The sequence below is a fragment of the Bradyrhizobium cytisi genome (assembly GCF_008123515.1).
GTDB classification, from domain to species: domain Bacteria; phylum Pseudomonadota; class Alphaproteobacteria; order Rhizobiales; family Xanthobacteraceae; genus Bradyrhizobium; species Bradyrhizobium cytisi.
Genome location: NZ_VSSR01000043.1, coordinates 40,501 through 56,627 on the forward strand (window position 1 = coordinate 40,501; position 16,127 = coordinate 56,627).

Consider the following 16,127-nt stretch of genomic DNA (forward strand, 5'->3'; position numbering starts at 1 on the left):
GCTAACCGTTGAGCCACAGGCCCCGCCGCGATCCGGCTGCGGGAATGCTTGCCCGGTCAATCTGAACGGGCCGCGATCTCTTTGGCAAACGCTCAGATCATGTGCCAGTCGTGTACGGAGATCGCCGACGCATGATCATGCGTCGCATCGCTTAGCCTTTGCGCGAAAGTTTCGTTGCCGAGGCTCACGAGCATGTTGTCCTGCGGTCCAACCCGCCAGGCATCCGCAAACAGCCCTTCGATTACCTTGGTGCTTGGATTGACCAGCCACGAGCCATTGGCAAGGCCGAAATCGTTCCTGGCGTTGCCGTCGAGATTGCCGAGCAATCCCTCGAAACTGCCGGGCCCGCGGGCGCTTCCCGCATGCACGGAAAGATCGAGATAGCTGCCGTGATCGGTCATCTGAACGAAATCGAGCGATGTCTCGATCTGGTGCGTCGTCGCTGTCGCCCTGCCGATGACGACACCATCTCCGAGGTCGAGGCGGTCGCCGACCGCGAACGTGACGGCATGGCCGTCGACGAGCATCGTGCTCGGCTTGGCCTCGTCGAACACAATGAGGTGGTCGCCCGCCTCGACACCGACGGCTGTCAGATAACTGACTCCGGTGTGCCCCAGATTTTCAGCGCGTCCCTCGATCTCGAATTCCGGGCCTGACGTCGCGTGGGCGATGACATAATCGCCAGTCGACTGCAGATTGAATTTGAATCCATCGAACGAAGTGTAGTGAACGTCGCCCCAGCCGCCCCCGGTGGTGCCTGACTTGACGGTGACGCCAACGGTCCCGGTGGCCAGGCCGCCATGACCGTCGGAAACCGTGTAGTCGAACGCCGCGACGCCACTGTAGCCGGCATCCGGCGTAAAGGTGACGGTATCGTGGGCGGCATCGAACACCACGTTGCCGTGGGTCGCGTGACCGACACTGACCAGGCTCAGCGTGTCGCCGTCGGGATCGGTGTCGTTGGCGAGAAGTGCGGCGGCCGATGTGACGAGCGGCGTATGTTCCTGTGCGGTGACGTGATCACCGCCCGCGGTGGGTACCCCATTGGCGGCCGCCGACAGCGTGGTCGAGATCTGATCCGTGTTGCCCGCGAGGTCGGTGGCCGACGCGACCAGCGTGTGATCGCCGACACCGTGGAGCGTGACATCAGCGTGCCAGCTGCCGTCGGAGCCTACAATCGCGGTGCCGAGCACCGATCCGCCTTCGCTGATCTGGACGGTCCGCCCGGAATCCTCAAGCCCGGCGGTGCCGGAGATTTCGGTTGGCCTGTCCGTGATGGTGGGTCCGGTTGGCGCGGCGAATGCGAGATCCGGCGCCACGGTGTCGTAAGTAAACTCGATCTCGCCGGCGGCCGAGACGGATCCGGCGGCATTGGTCTGGGTAACGCTGACGTGGTGGACGCCCTGCGTGAGGCCAGCGGGGTCATAGGAAGCAACGACGCTTCCATCCACCGTATAGGTGAGTGTCGCCCCGGGGACCGCCGCGACCGCAATGGTTGCATCGTTGGTGACGCGGTCGGTGCCGGACGCGCCGGAATCGTGGGCAAGTGTCAGCGTCGGAGCCGCGGGTGTCGCGATGGCGACGGTAACGCCGACCGTCGCCGTGGCCAGGCCGCCATGGCCGTCGGAAATCGTGTAGTCGAACGCCGCGGCGCCACTGTAGCCGGCATCCGGCGTAAAGGTGACGGTTTGATTGGTGGCATCGAACACCACGTCGCCGTGGGTCGCGTGACCGACACTGACCAGGCTCAGCGTGTCGCCGTCGGGATCGGTGTCGTTGGCGATAAGTGCGGCGGCCGATATGACGAGCGGCGTATGTTCCTGTGCGGTGACGTGATCACCGCCCGCGGTGGGCAACCCATTCCCGGTCTCGACGCCATCCGCAAAGGCCGCGACCACGGCGTTGAGCAGCACGGGGTCGCTCCCCGCCTGCGTGGCGGCGTCCACCGCGCTTCCCTGGACCGCCGTTTCCACGAACGCCACGTCGTCTAACACCGTCGGCGAGGTGGAGAGGTGCGCCAGGCTCGTATTGGTCGCGGCCGCGACATGCGCGACAGCATCGGCGACCGCCTCACTGACCCCCGCCGCAGTGGCCATTGCGGTCAGTTGCGCGACGCTCGTGAGGTCGACGGCGCTCTGGGTGCTCAACTGTCCCGCGACGGCGCGGATCGCGTTGAACGCCGTCTCGCTCGGGTCCTGGCCCAAACCGACGAGCGCGGCCGCGATCAACGAGACCGTGTCCTGCACCTGTGCGCCGGCGATCAGCACGGCGATTGCATCCGCGTTGCCGGCGCCCGCCTGCGCGACCGGGTCGGCGTGCAGGAGATCGAAACCGGTCGGCAAGCCAAGCTTCGTCAGCACCGTCCCGACGCTCAGCAGCGTCGCGAGCGTCGTGAGCGGCGTGAGCACGCTCGAACCTGCGGGAGCGAGAAGCAGCCCCCCGAACGGCAGGCCGGTCGAAACATCGGTCCCGCCGGTCGCCACCAACACCCCCGTTCCGCCGACGAGCGTGAAAGCGCCGTCCGCACCGGTGCGGGTGGAGACCTCGCCGGGGCTGAGCAACAAATCATCGTTGGCGTCGGCAAAAACCGTCGCGCCGGACAGATAGCCATCGACCACCTTGCCGTCGGTCTCGGGTGGCGGCGGCACTGCCGTGGTGAAATCAAGCGTGCCGCTGGAGAGACCGGCAAACGCGGTGCCCGCAGCATCGACGACGACACCGGCCCCGAATGTGACATGATAGGTCTGCCCACCCGCAAGATCGCCGGTCGGATTGATCGTCATGGTCGTGCCGGAGAAGATGACCTGATTGGCGTCGGTGACGTCGATCGTGCGCACGTCGCCGGCGTCGCCTGTGATCGTGATCGTGCCGTGGCCAGCATGGACAGTCTTGTCGAAATTCAAGGTAATGTCGGCGGCTGCCGCGACATCGGTCGCCTCGTCTGCAGGGCTGATGCTGGCGAGGGTCGGTGCGACGTCGACCGGATGTGATGGATCGTAGGGAAACTTGGTCAGGTCCTTGATGAAGACATCGCCCGCTCCATTGGTGTCGCCCGGCACGAGATTGGCTGCGTAGGAGACAAAGCTGATTTTCGTTCCGTCGGCGGAATAGGTGGGGTTCGTCGACCAGCCGCTTCCGTCCGTCCCGAAGGAGTCGTCGGAGACGAGCCTGATCGCTCCCGTCACGAGATTCTTCTCGTAGACGTCACCTTTGCTGTTGCCGACGCCGGGCACAAGATTGGCGTCCGTCGAGACAAAGGCGATCCGCGTTCCGTCGGGCGAGAAGACCGGATATTCATAATACGCGGTCGCGGTTGTCGTCCCCTGTTCTCCATTTGCACCGGTCGAAACCCGCGTGATCGCGCCCGTTTCCAGGTTCTTGATAAAAATATCCGGGGCTTTGTTGGTATCGCCGAGGACAAGGTTCTCGGCGTCGCTCTGAAAAGCCACGGATTTTCCATCCGGAGAAAACACAGGCAATTCAGAATCGCCGTAGGCCTGCGCGCCGTCGGCCGTCGTGGAGACGCGGATAACTTGTCCAGTCTGGAGATTTTTGGCGAAGATGTCGGATCCGTGGTTGGTATCCCCTGCGACGAGATTGTCGGCGGTGGATGCGAACACGACCCATTTGCCATCGGGCGAAAATGAATATCCGGGCTCGAGTGAGCCGACCAGTTGCCCGTCGGCAGGCGTGCCATCAGCCGCTGTCAAAACGCGGGTGATGGTGCCGGTCGTGAGGTTCTTGACGAAAAGGTCGCCGGCCAAATTGTTGGTGAGGTCGGAGCTTGACGATCTGAACAGGATGCTGTTGCCGTCGGGCGAGAAGACCGGAGAGTAGCTGAACCCGACACCAACCGTCCCGCCCGGGGTCGTCGAGACCACGGTGGATGTGCCCGAAACGAGATCATCGACGATGATGTTGCGGTCACCCGACGAGAAAGCGACTTTCGTTCCATCGGGGGAAAACACCGGACTGTCGCCACCCTCGGGGCCGGAGACAATGGTCAGGGCGCCGGTCGCCAGGTTCTTGAGCACGACCTGAGCCGCGGCGGCATAGGGGTTTGGCGCGAGATCGGAGGAGTTCGTGACGAAGGCGGCATACCTTCCGTCCGACGACAAGACGGGTGTTCCGGCGAACACGCCGAAATAGGCCTGGCTGCCATCCGCTTGCGTATCCACCCGCTCGATATTGCCGGTTACTTTGATCGTGACGGTGGTGTCTTGGCTCGACTGGTAGCCGGCGCCAGCCTTGTAAGTGAAGCTGTCGGTCCCGATGAAAGTCCCATCTGGCGTGTAGGTGAATGACCCGTCCGGGTTCAGGTCGACCCGCCCGTGCTTGGCGTCTGAAAAGGAGGTGACCGCCAGGGTGCTCTCGCCGGCCGCCACGGAGTCGTTGGCGAGCAGGCCATGGGCCACATCCACCTTGAGCGGCGCGCTATAGCTCGCAACGTATGTGTCCGCCGCCGTGCCGGGCGCTGGGTGCAGCGTCTTGATGAAGACCTCATTGAGGGAGGTCGGGTTGCCACCCGCCACGAGGCCACTTTCTTCCGAAGAAAAGGCGATCATGCTGGCGTCGGGCGAGAAGCCGCCAGGATAGGTGAAGTTTCCGTCCGGGTTCTGATAAATGCCCTGCGATCCGTCGGCAGCCGTCGATACGCGAGTGACGGCACCCGTGACGAGGTCCTTGATGAAAATGTCGCGGCCACCATTGGTGTCGCCTGGAACAAGGTCGCCGGACAGGGACATGAAGGCGAGCTTGCTGTCGTCGGCAGAGAACGATGGTGCATATTGGCTCGCGAAGACGCCGGAATCGGTTTGGCTTCCATCGGAGGTCGTGGAGACGCGCGTGATTATCCCAGTCTTGAGATCCTTGACGAAAAGATCCGCAACGCCATTGGTATCGCCGGCGACAAGGTTGCTGGCGTCCGACCAGAACGCGACTTTTGTGCCGTCGTGAGAAACGCTGAAAGCCTTGATAGACCCATTCGCCTGAACTCCATCAGCGGCGTCTGAAATTCGAGAGACGCTTCCAGTCGTCAAGTCTTTGACGAAGAGATCCGTCGCCCCATTGTTGTCGCCGGCGCTGGCATTCGTGGCGTCAGATGTGAAAAAAAGCTGATTAGCGTTCCAGCGGATCTGACTTCCGGAAAGCCCGCCATTGAGTTGCGCCCCGCTACTCGTCGTCGAAACGCGGGTGATCACTCCTGTGCCGAGATCTTTGATAAAGACGTCCAGCGAATTATTCGTATCTCCGGGAACAAGGTTCGAAGCGAAAGAAGAAAATAGAAGCCGATGTCCATCCGGCGACAGGACTCCACTGCTACTCAGGCCGTTAGCTTGCACACCCGAAGCGGTGGCCGACAACCGCGTGATCGCGCCCGTCGTGAGGTCTTTCTCGAAGATATCAGACACACCATTGGTATCGTCTGGTACGAGCTTGTCGGAGGACGACGAGAAGATAACGGAGTCGTTGGTCCCGAAACTGCCTGAGCCGTCAGAGTCCAACGAGGCTGCATCGGTTCCTCCGGGTGACGAGACGAGAGTCACTGCGCCCGTAGTGAGATCCTTCACATAAAACCGAGCGCTACCGTGAATCAGGTTCAGCCCCGGAACCAGATTGGTTGCGTAGGACGCGAGGAGCACCTTGGTACCATCCGGTGAAAAGCCGCTGAAGTAGGTATCACTATTAGCCGGCGTTCCATCCTGAGCGCTTGAAATGCGTACGATTTCGCCTTGTGCGTCGTTCGGTCCAGCCATCTTATTTCCTGCAATCCGATTGGTGAAATTGAACTCGATCGCGTTCGGTATCCGGGCCATCGTTCCGTCCAGGCCTTCGCGATTTGATCCGTCAACGGCTTGGTCGGCACACGGAACGCACGCGCTTGCGTCTGATGCGGCGAAGCAGAAACACTCAATCTGAAACGGGCGGCCGCTGCCTCCACCGTTCGGTTGAGTTCGGTCCGATTTGGGCAACGGCTGCCGCCCACGCCGGTCACGACACAGTGAGGCCACACTTGCGCGGCGAGGTGCCTTGCCCTGTCATTTCGCCGGCGGCATCGGAGATGGTGAAATTTTCGGCGCTAGCGCCGATTGAACAGGCATCGGAGCCGCGGCTGCACCGACGACATACTAAACGCTGACGCCGATGATCACGCATCCATTGCCGACGATCGCAAATTACGGTGACAGTGCACTAAATTGACATCGCGCGGCTCTGGGGTCATGATGGGGTATGGCCCGTCTTGCCCGTGTCGTCATTCCAGGTCATCCTCACCATGTCACCCAGCGCGGCAATGGCCGGGCGCGTACGTTCTTTGGCGATGACGACTATGCGCTCTATCGCGACCTGCTCGCGGAGAATTGCCAGGCGGCCGGGGTCGAGGTGTGGGCGTGGTGCCTGATGCCGAATCACGTGCATCTCGTTCTGGTCCCGTCCGACACGGACGGGCTGCGCCGCGCACTTGCACGCGTGCACCGGTCCTATGCGGGCGTGATCCAGGCGCGGCGCAAGCGCACGGGGCACTTCTGGCAGGGGCGCTTCGGCGCGGTGGCCATGGACGAAGAGCATCTCGCGGCGGCGTTGCGCTACGTGTCGCTCAACCCGGTGCGCGCCCGCCTGGTGCAGCGGGCGCAGGATTGGCGCTGGTCGAGCACGCGTGCGCATCTGCGCGGCAAGGACGACGGAGTGACTGCGCTCGCGCCGATCAGGGAGCGTTTCCCGCGTTTCGCCGACCTGCTCCACGGCACGCCGGAGACGGACCTGTTCGACCGGCTGCGCGCTGCGGAAAGCATCGGTCGGCCGCTCGGAAATGATCGTTTCCTCGCCCGCCTCGAGCGGCTGACCGGGCGGCCTCTAAAAGCAGCCAAGCGCGGACCGAAGCCGCAGGACGAGCAGGGCGGCGACGACGAGTGAATTGAGTGCACTGTCACCGAAATTCGTGGCCACGCATGCGTGATCGTCGGCACTGTCCTGCCGGCGAGGGGCGGGATGGCCCGCCCGATGAACCAGCGTGGCGTGTGACGCGACGAATGCCTGGAAACGAGGTCTTTCGCCGTGAACTGGTTCAAACGATATGTCGTCGGCTGCCTGATCGCGGTGCTGTTGTTTGCCGCCGTCGATAGCTTCAAACGCCCGGACGAGGAGATGCGCTACGGCGCCATCCTGCTGGCGTCGGCCGGCTGGCCTGTCGTCGCCGCAATTGTGGTGGGCAGCACCATCGGCGACGTGGTGCATGACGTCCGCCAAGGCAAGGCAGGATGAGCGGCCATGCTTGACGCCTTGCTCAGCCTGGTGTTCGACATCGTCCTCAGTGCGGTCGGGACCGCCATCGTCAAATTGTTCAGTCTGGAAAACGCCGCCGAAATCGCGACTGCGATCATCGGTCTTGGCTTCATCGCGATCGGCCTGACGGCCGCGTTGTGGGGACACTGAAGCGAGACGTTCCGGCAGCGCCAATCCGAAATGCGAAAAACTGCCCCCGACATCGCCGGGAGCGGTTTTCGAAAAGCGGCTTGAGTGGCCGGTGCCGTGCTTCGTCGTTTTCGGCGGCTTGCCGTCTCCGACGCGGCCCTCGTTCCGGAGGTCACAACCAGTGCGTACGGCTGCGTCGATGTCGCTGGCAGAAGCCTGCGCTTAAGCTGCAATCCGTTGCACGACCGGCGCCGCCGTCGTCAGCAGCTTCAGCACTTCGGCATGCTCGAGGTCGGGAACCGCGATCGCCGTGTGGCTGTAGGCCGCGTGCGTGCGCGATGTCGTGATCTTGTCCAGGATCTCTTTGCCCTTGATGACATGGAGGCCCATGCCGTCTCCTGACGGGAAGATCGCCAGCACCACGTCATAGGCGCCGATGACCGCCCTGAGCGCCTCGGCCTTGTCTTCGGCGACATCGACAAACACACGAACATCGGCTGCGAGTTCACGCAGCTCGTCAAAATCCAGCACTGTGGGTACTCCAACGCAACGATACTGAATGGAGAGTGGATGCGTTGGGTTACCAGAGTCTGAACAATGTCTGTCGAGTCACAAGTTTCACGGCGAGGTGACGCAATCTCACGTGTTCACCCGGCTACCTCACTCGGCTAGCTCACTTGGCGTAGCCTTATTTGGCATAGCCTTATTTGGCATAGCCCTGGGAACGGAGCCAGGCGATCTTGCGGTCGCCGTTGATCCAGTCGTCGGCATCTGCCTTGCTGGTGAAGCCGGTAATCTGGCGCTGCTCGTGGTCGGGGTAATCAGCCAGGATTTTCCACTCGTTGTCTGCAATCCGGGCGGTTCTGAAGGTCACTTTTATTTTTGCCATGCAGCATTATGCAGGAGATGGTCCGAAAAGAGAACCCTTGATTGCGGTCATCGCGAGGAACGGTCTCGACCGATCCTCGGTCCGAGCCTGTGAGCATGACGCGGCGAGGCGGGCGCGCTTGATCGCGTGCTGCCGCGCAGGCCCGTGTGTCTCGGGAGACCTGGTCGCGCGCGAGCGCGGATGCGTTCGCAAGTTGGCAGAACTCTCTAGGGATGCTGTGGAATTCGATTTGCCGCCGCCGCAGGCAGCGCGACCCGGCGGAAACATGACGGAACTCAGGTCGAACTGCTGCTTGCGTTTTCGGCCTCAATGGGTTCTAAGCCCGGCTGCTTCGTGGCCGACAGGCATGAACTGACGCGCAGCCCGCGTAGTTTTACCGTTCCCGGACCAAGCACCGTCGCCGCTCGCGCGCATCCAATTCAGAGGAAATCCAGACATGGCGAAGATGACCAAGACCCAATTGATCGATGCAATTGCGGAAGGCACGCAGCTTGCGAAGAACGACGTGAAGTCGGTCATCGAATACATGGCGACGGTTGGCTACAAGGAGCTCAACGAGTCCGGTGAGTTCGTCATTCCCGGTTTCGTGAAGATGTCGGTCGTCAACAAGCCTGCGACCGAAGCCCGCATGGGCGTCAATCCCTTCACCAAGGAGCCGATGCAGTTTGCTGCGAAACCGGCGAGCAAATCGGTCAAGGCCTCGCCGCTGAAGGTGGCCAAGGACTCGGTCTGATCCACGGCGATCGCGCACCGTCTGCGTGCGCCTTGAGCGCGCGGACCGCCGGCGTGATGCCGATAAAAGGGGAAAACCCCGCCTTGGGGGGAGCGGGGTTTTCTGATGGGGGTGAAGCCTGGGGAAAGCTTCCTTTATGAGACGCGCCAGCACTATGAGACGCGCCAGCACTGAAAAAGTTCATCGCGCAAAGAGAGATCGTGCTCGCCCGTCCCCGCAAGTCATCGTCCGATCTTCTCCAAGAAGAAAAACCCCGCGCTTGCGCACGGGGCTCTCTCGCTGACGGCGTTGGGATTTCAGCGCCTGGCCGTCAGCCATCTCAAACTCGAGATCGTGTTTCACTTAAGGTTGAAGATCCAAAAAGCAACCGCGCCGCGGTGACGGACTATGTTCGTCCTTCGCGGCGCTGCCATGTGACCGGGCGCTGAAATCGCTGGCGTCCATGGGTCTTCGGCGCGCCGAAAATGGTCAGCGCGACATGCCCGTGAAATTTTGCGCGAGGACTGGACTTTTTGTTCTCATTTTGTTCTAGTGAGTCACCCGCTTTGGAGGTGACTCATGACCGTCGAGAAACAGCGCGAAGTGATCCGGCTCTGGAACCAGCTCAGGAAGCTCGAGGGCCCGGCCGCGGAAGAGCTCCGCATCCAGATCCTGCAGTGCTTCTCGGAGAAGAGCAACAAGCGCGCGGCCTGAGCTTTCGCGCTGAAGGCGTGACGGCGCTTCGCTTCATCGATCGTTAGGAATCGCGTCGCGCCGATTTTTGCGACTCCGATTCGTTCTTTGGGAACGAAATGGAGTCGTTTGCAGAACAAGCTGCGCGTCCGTGCCGCAAGAGCCGCCGTCGCGAGCGCCGTCCGCAACGGCGATGTGACCCGCGCATCGGTTGGCGCGACGCAAACTGATTGTTAGGAGTTGCCTGGTTCCGATTTCGTCGATTCCGATTCGTTCTCCGGGAACGAAATGGCGGCGAAGCCCGAACAAAGCCGGTCACCGAAGGACGAGAGGCTGCCGGCTCGACGCTCCCCGCGCGCCGCGCTATCGTCGCAGGCCACGGTGGGCGCTGCCATGAAGAACGGGCTCTACTCCATCCACATCCACATGCTCGACGGCGTGAAGGGCCGCGACAGCGGCGTATTGATCCTGCGCGATGGCGTGCTGCTCGGCGGCGGACCCTACTTCTGGTCGCGCGGCTCCTACACAGTCGGCAACGGCACCTGGAAGGGCGAGCTTGCCACCAACCAGCATTCGCCGTTCGCCGATCCGCTTGTCAGGCCGCTGTTCGCCGGCGCCGAGGCGACCAGCGGCTTCTCCGGCACATTCAGCGAGGAGGGGGCCGAAGTGTACGGCACCGTGCTGGTCGCGGGCCATCGCAGCCTCGGCTTTCGCGCATCGCTGAAGTGGCTGGCCGAGGCCTGAGACGCTCGGCTGTCTCCTAACGAAAGCTTGCAGCGATCGCGATAACCCTATTCGGTTAGGTTAAAAGCCCAATCGCGTTGCGCTTGCCGCGCCTTGGGATAGGAGTCCGGCAAAGACAACAAGAAACCGATTTTTGCCAATGACCCCATTTCTAGAACCGTCATTTTATCAGGGCGACCGCCAGACCTATCGCCGTGTCGCTGTCGTCGGCACGCTGTTCTGTCTCGCCTTCGTGGTGATCAGCTTTTCGCTACGGCCCGAGGTCGACGACACGCGCGTTGCGGTCAAGGCCGACCGGCTGGTGCGCACGGCAGGACAGCCGCCGCACGCGAACTAGCGCTTGCTGCCATAGACCTCATCGTCGGCGGACTCCTGCCGGCATGCGGCGCCGCGGGTCGCAAGCGCCACGAACCCGGCATAGCCGGACAGGTTGAGCAATACTTCGAGCCAGGCAGGCATGATGCGCCTCTCCTTTTGCGGGAAGACTACCTCAACGTGTGCGCGGCGCGCTTGTTCCCGACTTCCGATTCCGCCGAAGGGCGAATCCTTGAGGAACTTGGCAATGGCGCGGGCGAGCTCGTCGTAATGTGCGCGTTGGATTTGGGAACAAGCCTGCGAATACGGGTCAGCAATGCAGATAAAAACCCCGCCAGCACCGCGGAGATGCTGACGGGGTCGTCGTGCTGTCGCCTCGACCCGGATGGCGGAGGCTTCCGCACTTGCAGGTCCAATCCGCGCGTCCCGAAATTGTTCCTCTTCACACGAGACTTTTCTGCGCGGCGCGGTTCCACCGAAGACGAACCATCCCCGATGGTCCGCGTTGTCTCCGCGAGATGCGAAGGAGGAGATCATGAAGAAGACACTCGCAGTCCTCGCCACCGTCGCAGCCGTCGGCGTGACCGCTGTCGCGGCCCCTGCGCCTGCCGAGGCGCGCCACATTGGCCCGGGCCTGGCGTTCGGCTTGGCCGCCGGTGCGATCACCGCAGGCGCCATCGCCGCGTCGCATCCGTATGGCTATGACTATTACGGTCCGGGCTATGGCTACTATGGTGGCCCGGCCTACGTCTACGGCCCCGGCCCGTACGCCTATTATGGTGGACCGTACTACCGATACCACCGTTACTACCGTCACTGGTAACGGCCGCAGAATCGAAAAGCCCGGAGCGGTGCTCCGGGCTTTTTCGTAGGCGCAGGGTCTTGTTTCGTGTGCGTCCTTTCGCGACGTCTTACGGCCAGAGTGAGGGCCGTTCCACCTTGCGGGCGTTCTCGAGCGTCGAGACGAAATACTCCTCGCGCTCGCGCTTGAATTTTTCCTGCGTGGCACGGAAAGCGGCGACACGGGCGGCGATCTCTTCGCGTTCGCGGATCTTGCGTTGTTCGTCTTCGGTCATGTCAAATCCCCCACTACACCTGAGTATATGTGCACTGCTGAACTCAAGCACTGCCGCCGCAATCACGTTGAGTCGCGTCAACACATGCATTTGGCGCTTCTGATTGGGGCGTCAATGGGGAGGAGGCATTGCAGGATTGTGATAAGCGAAGGCCGGAAAAAATTGCCGCCCTATCGCCGCCCGCGACTTGCGCGGCGGTGGATAACAGCGTCAACAATCTTGTCGCTTGCAGATGTTGCAGCTGGCGCGACGGCAAATCAGGAGGCGGCGAGTGATTGCATCGGACCTTCAGAGCGGTGTCGAACGGCTCGGCGACATGATCGCGAACGCTGGGATCATCGTGCCGTTCACCGGCGCCGGCATCTCGACCGAATGCGGCATCCCCGACTTCCGTTCGCCGGGTGGAATTTGGACCCGCAACCGTCCGATCCCGTTCGACGAGTTTGTCGCCAGCCAGGAGGCGCGCGATGAATCCTGGCGCCGGCGTTTTGCGATGGAGGAGGTGTTCGCCGCAGCGAAACCCGGCCGCGGCCATCGCGCACTCGCCTCGCTGCATCGCGCCGGCAAGATTCCCGCGGTCATCACCCAGAACATCGACAATCTGCACCAGGCCTCGGGCTTCGCCGCCGATCGCGTGATTGAACTTCACGGCAATACCACTTACGCGCGCTGCATCGGATGTGGGCAGGACTATCAGCTCGATTGGGTGAAGCGCCGCTTCGACCAGGACGGCGCCGCGCCCAACTGCACCGCATGCGACGAGCCGGTCAAAACCGCAACGATCTCATTCGGTCAGGCCATGCCCGAGGATCAAATGCAGCGCGCGACCGAGCTGTCGCAGGCTTGCGATCTCTTTATCGCGATCGGTTCCTCGCTCGTGGTGTGGCCGGCGGCGGGCTTTCCGATGATGGCGAAGAACGCAGGTGCACGTTTGGTGATCATCAATCGCGAGCCGACCGAGCAGGACGACATTGCCGACCTCGTCATCCATCACGACATCGGCGAAGCACTCGGGCCCTTTGTCGGAAATTGAGGCATCAATTTGATTCGCGCCTGTGCAAGCTGTTCATAGGTTCCGGCGAATCTCTTTTTTGTCTATGCCTCGCAACCGGGAGTGTTATCTTTTGATTCGAAAGATTCGCGTCGCGTCGATTGAGAAGATTCTCTGAAGGTTCTCTAGAGACGCGTGATTCGACGCCGCCATTGAGGCGGGTTGCATGGCATGTGTGGGGTCCGGGGTTATGGGGTCGTCGGACGGATTTGAGTCCAAGAAGCTGGGAGCTCCCGCGCCGGGCGAGCACGGCGCCGGTCGCGATAGCGCGCTCAGTCCCTTCACCGGGTTGGGTGAGAGCACCGCCAACCTCGTCGAGGTCCATGGCGTCATCAAATGGTTCGACGCCTCAAAGGGCTACGGCTTCATCGTTCCCGACAATGGATGGCCCGACGTGCTCCTGCACGTGACCGTGCTCAGGCGCGACGGCTTCCAGACCGCGTACGAGGGCGCCCGCATCGTCGTCGAGTGCATCCAGCGCGCCAAGGGCTATCAGGCCTTCCGCGTCGTCTCGATGGACGAGTCGACTGCCATCCACCCCGCGCAGATGCTGCCGCCGCGCACCCACGTCACGGTGACTGCGACCAGCGGACTCGAGCGGGCCCAGGTCAAATGGTTCAACCGGCTGCGCGGCTTCGGCTTCCTGACTTGCGGCGAGGGCACCCCCGACATTTTCGTGCACATGGAGACGCTGCGCCGCTTCGGCATGACCGAGCTGAGGCCGGGCCAGTATGTGCTGGTCCGCTTTGGGCCGGGCTCCAAGGGCATGATGGCCGCCGAGATCCATCCCGAGACCGGATCGCCGGGCCTCCAGTCGCACTAGCTGGCGGCTTCCCGTTTTCGTATTTGTGAGCAGAAGCGCGCGGCCCCCGGGTCGGGCGCTTCTGGCTTTTGTCATGATCGCCGCGTAAGGATGCCGCAGTTCCGCGCCGTCAGGCCCAATCCCTCGCCGTCAGCCCCATGAGTCCATTTCCATGAGCTTTGATCGAAAGGCCGCCCGGTCCGTTGCCCGGGGCTGGCTTGCCGCCGTCCTCGTCGTTGCCGGCTTTGCCGTCGCAATCGGGTCCGTTCGCGCGGCCAGCTTCCAGCCGCTCGAGATCGTCACCAAGAACGGCGTGCAGGTGTTCTCGGTGGAGATAGCGACCACGGACGAGGAGAAGCAGACCGGGCTGATGTACCGCAAGGAATTGGCGGACGGCAAAGGCATGCTGTTCGACTTCAACCCCGAGCAGGAAATCTCGATGTGGATGAAGAACACCTATGTCTCGCTCGACATGATCTTCATTCGTGCCGACGGCCGCATCCTGCGCATTGCCGAGAATACCGAGCCGCTCTCGACCAGGATCATTTCGTCGAGAGGTCCCGCCCGGGCCGTCCTCGAGGTGGTGGCGGGAACAGCGCAGAAATACGGCATCCGTCCCGGCGATCGCGTCGGCCACCCCTTGTTCGGCAGCAAATAGATCCGCAAATTGAGCAAAGGGGCGCGGTTTCGGCGGTTTGGGACGCTTGCTGGCGCTTCGGAAGCTTGCTGGCGCTTGGGGAAGCGTGTATCGACGGGGCTCGCCGGACATTCGGGGTATAGCGCAGCCTGGTAGCGCGGCAGTTTTGGGTACTGCAGGTCGTTGGTTCGAATCCAGCTGCCCCGACCAGTCCCGACGTTGAATTTCCTACACTTTTCCCAAGTGATTCTGACGTGATTCTGACACGCGGTTCGTGCCTCGTTCCGTCATCGCCGGCCTGCGGCGCAGCCGTTCCCGCTGACCAGTCCCGTCAACAGCGTCACCGTCCACCAACTCAGGAATACGATTCACACCGCGACTGTGGGCGTAGCGTCTGGCGTGATCCCGTCGGACTCGTTCGGACCTAGAACAGCAGCCAGTCCGCCAGGCGCCAGGCCAGCCAGCCCAGCGCGCAGATCCAGCCCACCATCGCGACCGTCGCAATCCCGAGCCCGCACAGTGCAAACAGCGACGTCCGGGGCTCTTCTGTCTCGGACAGTTTCTCGGTCGTATCAACCTGGCTCACGGCATCCCCTTGGCCAACGGCCTGCTGTTCATTGGTCTCTGTTCGCTCGCGAAAATTCACCGGCCGCGCTCCAACTCACACGGACGTGAGGCGGGATAACTGTCCATTCATGGCGGGCGGGAGCCGATTGCGGGCTGATCGCGGGCCAACCGGACAGAGGGAAGAACCTGCAACTCGTGGCACGTCGATTGGTTGCTGCATGGGAAGCGGAGATAGGCGGCGCCGCCGCTTTTTTCACGCCTGCTGCGCCTGCTTCGCGGCGGGGCCAAAAGCGCGGTCGAGCGCGACGCAGAACGCATGGCGCTTGTTGTTCGAAGGCCGCCGTCTCTGCGCGATTTTTGCTGGAACTAATACAGCCTAGCCGGCGCAGAATTACCTGGGCTTTATCGAACCTTTGGCCGTCGCCACGGACATATCAGAGTTGGGGATTTCAGCGCCCAATGCCTAACGGACGCCGCCGAGCGATGATATTCCGCTTGCGCGGCGTTGCGCTTTTGAGGGCTCAGCCCGAAGCGTACCAGCCCACCGGAAACGGGATCAGCGGCCAGACCCGACAATTGTCGTTGGCAGCCCTCGCCGACTTCTCGTGGGGCGGCCTGGCGATCGGTGTCGGGGGCGATAAAACCATCGTCAGATGCAAATGTGCAAACTGCAAATTCATGATCATCGACCTGCGCAGTCAGTCGTTTGAAAAAATGGAGCTTGAAAATCAACCGGACGCGCGCTTCGGAAACGGCGCACGCATTCTCAAATCGCGCATGCATCTTAGGAAAGATAGGCAGGCGTTTCAACCGGCAAGGCGGCGGTCTGCCGGCAAGTAAGGTTGATCGGTTAGGTTAAGCACGGGCCGTCGTTGCGGCCGCTTTGACGACTGCTATCAAGCTGGTCCCGGCACGCGACGACGCCCCATCAGCGGTTCAGACGAGGTCACATTCGTCGCGGCGTTTCGTTTCGCGCGAGTTGTCCGCCATGACTTTCGATCTCACCTCCAAAACACCCCGCCAACGGTCGAGCTGGACCGAGATCTGGCACCTCTGGACCGTGATCGTGCCGCGCCGCTCGATCAACGGGCAGCTCGTCTATGGCAAGGTCTGGCGCCGTCACGACGGCCGCGACTGGATCTACAAGAAGTTCACCGAATACGACGGCGAGGCGGCGGCCTGAGGCTTCCGCCGCCGCGGGTCTCAGGCGGCCTTTTTCAAGCAGCCTTGG

The 16,127-nt window shown here is 62.3% G+C and carries 19 protein-coding genes and 1 tRNA gene; 14 read left to right on the plus strand and 6 right to left on the minus strand.

The window, feature by feature from the left end:
* Positions 1 to 92 precede the first annotated feature (92 nt).
* A complete protein-coding gene (locus FXB38_RS26560; RefSeq protein ID WP_187435160.1) occupies positions 93 to 5,756 on the minus strand; it encodes a cadherin-like domain-containing protein in 5,664 nt (1,887 codons plus the stop codon).
* Positions 5,757 to 6,231: 475 nt separating this feature from the next.
* Here FXB38_RS26560 and FXB38_RS26565 point away from each other — a divergent pair, with 475 nt between their 5' ends.
* From FXB38_RS26565 to FXB38_RS43040, 3 genes are all read left to right on the plus strand, one after another.
* Positions 6,232 to 6,912, plus strand: coding sequence for a transposase (locus FXB38_RS26565; RefSeq protein WP_148753897.1), 681 nt, complete (start codon positions 6,232 to 6,234; stop codon positions 6,910 to 6,912).
* A gap of 141 nt (positions 6,913 to 7,053) precedes the next feature.
* The gene (locus FXB38_RS26570; RefSeq protein WP_148753898.1) at positions 7,054 to 7,260 is read left to right on the plus strand and encodes a hypothetical protein; all 207 of its coding nucleotides are present in this window, start codon (positions 7,054 to 7,056) and stop codon (positions 7,258 to 7,260) included.
* A gap of 6 nt (positions 7,261 to 7,266) precedes the next feature.
* Positions 7,267 to 7,431: a hypothetical protein gene (locus tag FXB38_RS43040; protein ID WP_187435161.1), complete on the plus strand. Its 165-nt coding sequence runs from the start codon at positions 7,267 to 7,269 to the stop codon at positions 7,429 to 7,431.
* Between the two features lie 201 nt (positions 7,432 to 7,632).
* Here FXB38_RS43040 and FXB38_RS26575 read toward each other — a convergent pair whose 3' ends face one another.
* Positions 7,633 to 7,941 carry a hypothetical protein gene (locus tag FXB38_RS26575; RefSeq protein WP_148753899.1) on the minus strand — a complete coding sequence of 103 codons (309 nt, stop codon included), beginning with the start codon at positions 7,939 to 7,941 and terminating at the stop codon, positions 7,633 to 7,635.
* 172 nt (positions 7,942 to 8,113) lie between these two features.
* Positions 8,114 to 8,284 (minus strand): hypothetical protein, encoded by a 171-nt coding sequence (locus tag FXB38_RS26580; RefSeq protein ID WP_246230157.1) that lies wholly within the window; start codon positions 8,282 to 8,284, stop codon positions 8,114 to 8,116.
* A 451-nt stretch (positions 8,285 to 8,735) separates the two neighbouring features.
* Between FXB38_RS26580 and FXB38_RS26585 the strand changes: the two genes are divergently transcribed.
* The 4 genes from FXB38_RS26585 to FXB38_RS26595 all read left to right on the plus strand — a co-directional run bounded on the left by FXB38_RS26585 (position 8,736) and on the right by FXB38_RS26595 (position 10,785).
* Positions 8,736 to 9,032 carry an HU family DNA-binding protein gene (locus FXB38_RS26585; protein WP_027531020.1) on the plus strand — a complete coding sequence of 99 codons (297 nt, stop codon included), beginning with the start codon at positions 8,736 to 8,738 and terminating at the stop codon, positions 9,030 to 9,032.
* A 558-nt stretch (positions 9,033 to 9,590) separates the two neighbouring features.
* The gene (locus tag FXB38_RS44650; protein ID WP_283812768.1) at positions 9,591 to 9,725 is read left to right on the plus strand and encodes a hypothetical protein; all 135 of its coding nucleotides are present in this window, start codon (positions 9,591 to 9,593) and stop codon (positions 9,723 to 9,725) included.
* Positions 9,726 to 10,097: 372 nt separating this feature from the next.
* Positions 10,098 to 10,448, plus strand: a complete 351-nt coding sequence (locus tag FXB38_RS26590) for a GrlR family regulatory protein (RefSeq protein WP_148753939.1) — start codon at positions 10,098 to 10,100, stop codon at positions 10,446 to 10,448.
* Positions 10,449 to 10,587: 139 nt separating this feature from the next.
* On the plus strand, positions 10,588 to 10,785 hold the full coding sequence (locus tag FXB38_RS26595) for a hypothetical protein (RefSeq protein ID WP_148753901.1): 198 nt from the start codon (positions 10,588 to 10,590) through the stop codon (positions 10,783 to 10,785).
* Here FXB38_RS26595 and FXB38_RS44655 read toward each other — a convergent pair.
* Entirely contained in the window at positions 10,782 to 10,907 is a 126-nt protein-coding gene (locus FXB38_RS44655; protein ID WP_283812769.1) for a hypothetical protein, read from the minus strand. The genes FXB38_RS26595 and FXB38_RS44655 overlap by 4 nt on opposite strands.
* A gap of 391 nt (positions 10,908 to 11,298) precedes the next feature.
* Between FXB38_RS44655 and FXB38_RS26600 the strand changes: the two genes are divergently transcribed.
* Entirely contained in the window at positions 11,299 to 11,586 is a 288-nt protein-coding gene (locus tag FXB38_RS26600; RefSeq protein WP_148753902.1) for a hypothetical protein, read from the plus strand.
* A gap of 88 nt (positions 11,587 to 11,674) precedes the next feature.
* Here FXB38_RS26600 and FXB38_RS43045 read toward each other — a convergent pair whose 3' ends face one another.
* Positions 11,675 to 11,839 (minus strand): hypothetical protein, encoded by a 165-nt coding sequence (locus tag FXB38_RS43045; RefSeq protein ID WP_164933808.1) that lies wholly within the window; start codon positions 11,837 to 11,839, stop codon positions 11,675 to 11,677.
* 271 nt (positions 11,840 to 12,110) lie between these two features.
* Here FXB38_RS43045 and FXB38_RS26605 point away from each other — a divergent pair, with 271 nt between their 5' ends.
* The 4 genes from FXB38_RS26605 to FXB38_RS26620 all read left to right on the plus strand — a co-directional run bounded on the left by FXB38_RS26605 (position 12,111) and on the right by FXB38_RS26620 (position 14,539).
* Positions 12,111 to 12,872 (plus strand): SIR2 family NAD-dependent protein deacylase, encoded by a 762-nt coding sequence (locus tag FXB38_RS26605; protein ID WP_187435162.1) that lies wholly within the window; start codon positions 12,111 to 12,113, stop codon positions 12,870 to 12,872.
* A 208-nt stretch (positions 12,873 to 13,080) separates the two neighbouring features.
* Positions 13,081 to 13,713: a cold-shock protein gene (locus tag FXB38_RS26610; protein ID WP_187435163.1), complete on the plus strand. Its 633-nt coding sequence runs from the start codon at positions 13,081 to 13,083 to the stop codon at positions 13,711 to 13,713.
* A 151-nt stretch (positions 13,714 to 13,864) separates the two neighbouring features.
* The gene (locus FXB38_RS26615) at positions 13,865 to 14,350 is read left to right on the plus strand and encodes a DUF192 domain-containing protein (RefSeq protein ID WP_148753903.1); all 486 of its coding nucleotides are present in this window, start codon (positions 13,865 to 13,867) and stop codon (positions 14,348 to 14,350) included.
* 112 nt (positions 14,351 to 14,462) lie between these two features.
* Positions 14,463 to 14,539 (plus strand) — tRNA-Pro (locus FXB38_RS26620).
* Positions 14,540 to 14,753: 214 nt separating this feature from the next.
* On the opposite strand, the gene FXB38_RS26625 is transcribed toward FXB38_RS26620, so the two are convergent.
* A complete protein-coding gene (locus FXB38_RS26625; RefSeq protein WP_148753904.1) occupies positions 14,754 to 14,975 on the minus strand; it encodes an RNA-binding protein in 222 nt (73 codons plus the stop codon).
* A 416-nt stretch (positions 14,976 to 15,391) separates the two neighbouring features.
* On the opposite strand from FXB38_RS26625, the gene FXB38_RS26630 reads away from it, so the two are divergent.
* Both FXB38_RS26630 and FXB38_RS26635 read left to right on the plus strand, forming a co-directional pair.
* Positions 15,392 to 15,736, plus strand: a complete 345-nt coding sequence (locus tag FXB38_RS26630; RefSeq protein ID WP_148753905.1) for a hypothetical protein — start codon at positions 15,392 to 15,394, stop codon at positions 15,734 to 15,736.
* A 148-nt stretch (positions 15,737 to 15,884) separates the two neighbouring features.
* Entirely contained in the window at positions 15,885 to 16,079 is a 195-nt protein-coding gene (locus tag FXB38_RS26635) for a hypothetical protein (RefSeq protein WP_148753906.1), read from the plus strand.
* The last annotated feature ends 48 nt before the right edge of the window (positions 16,080 to 16,127 follow it).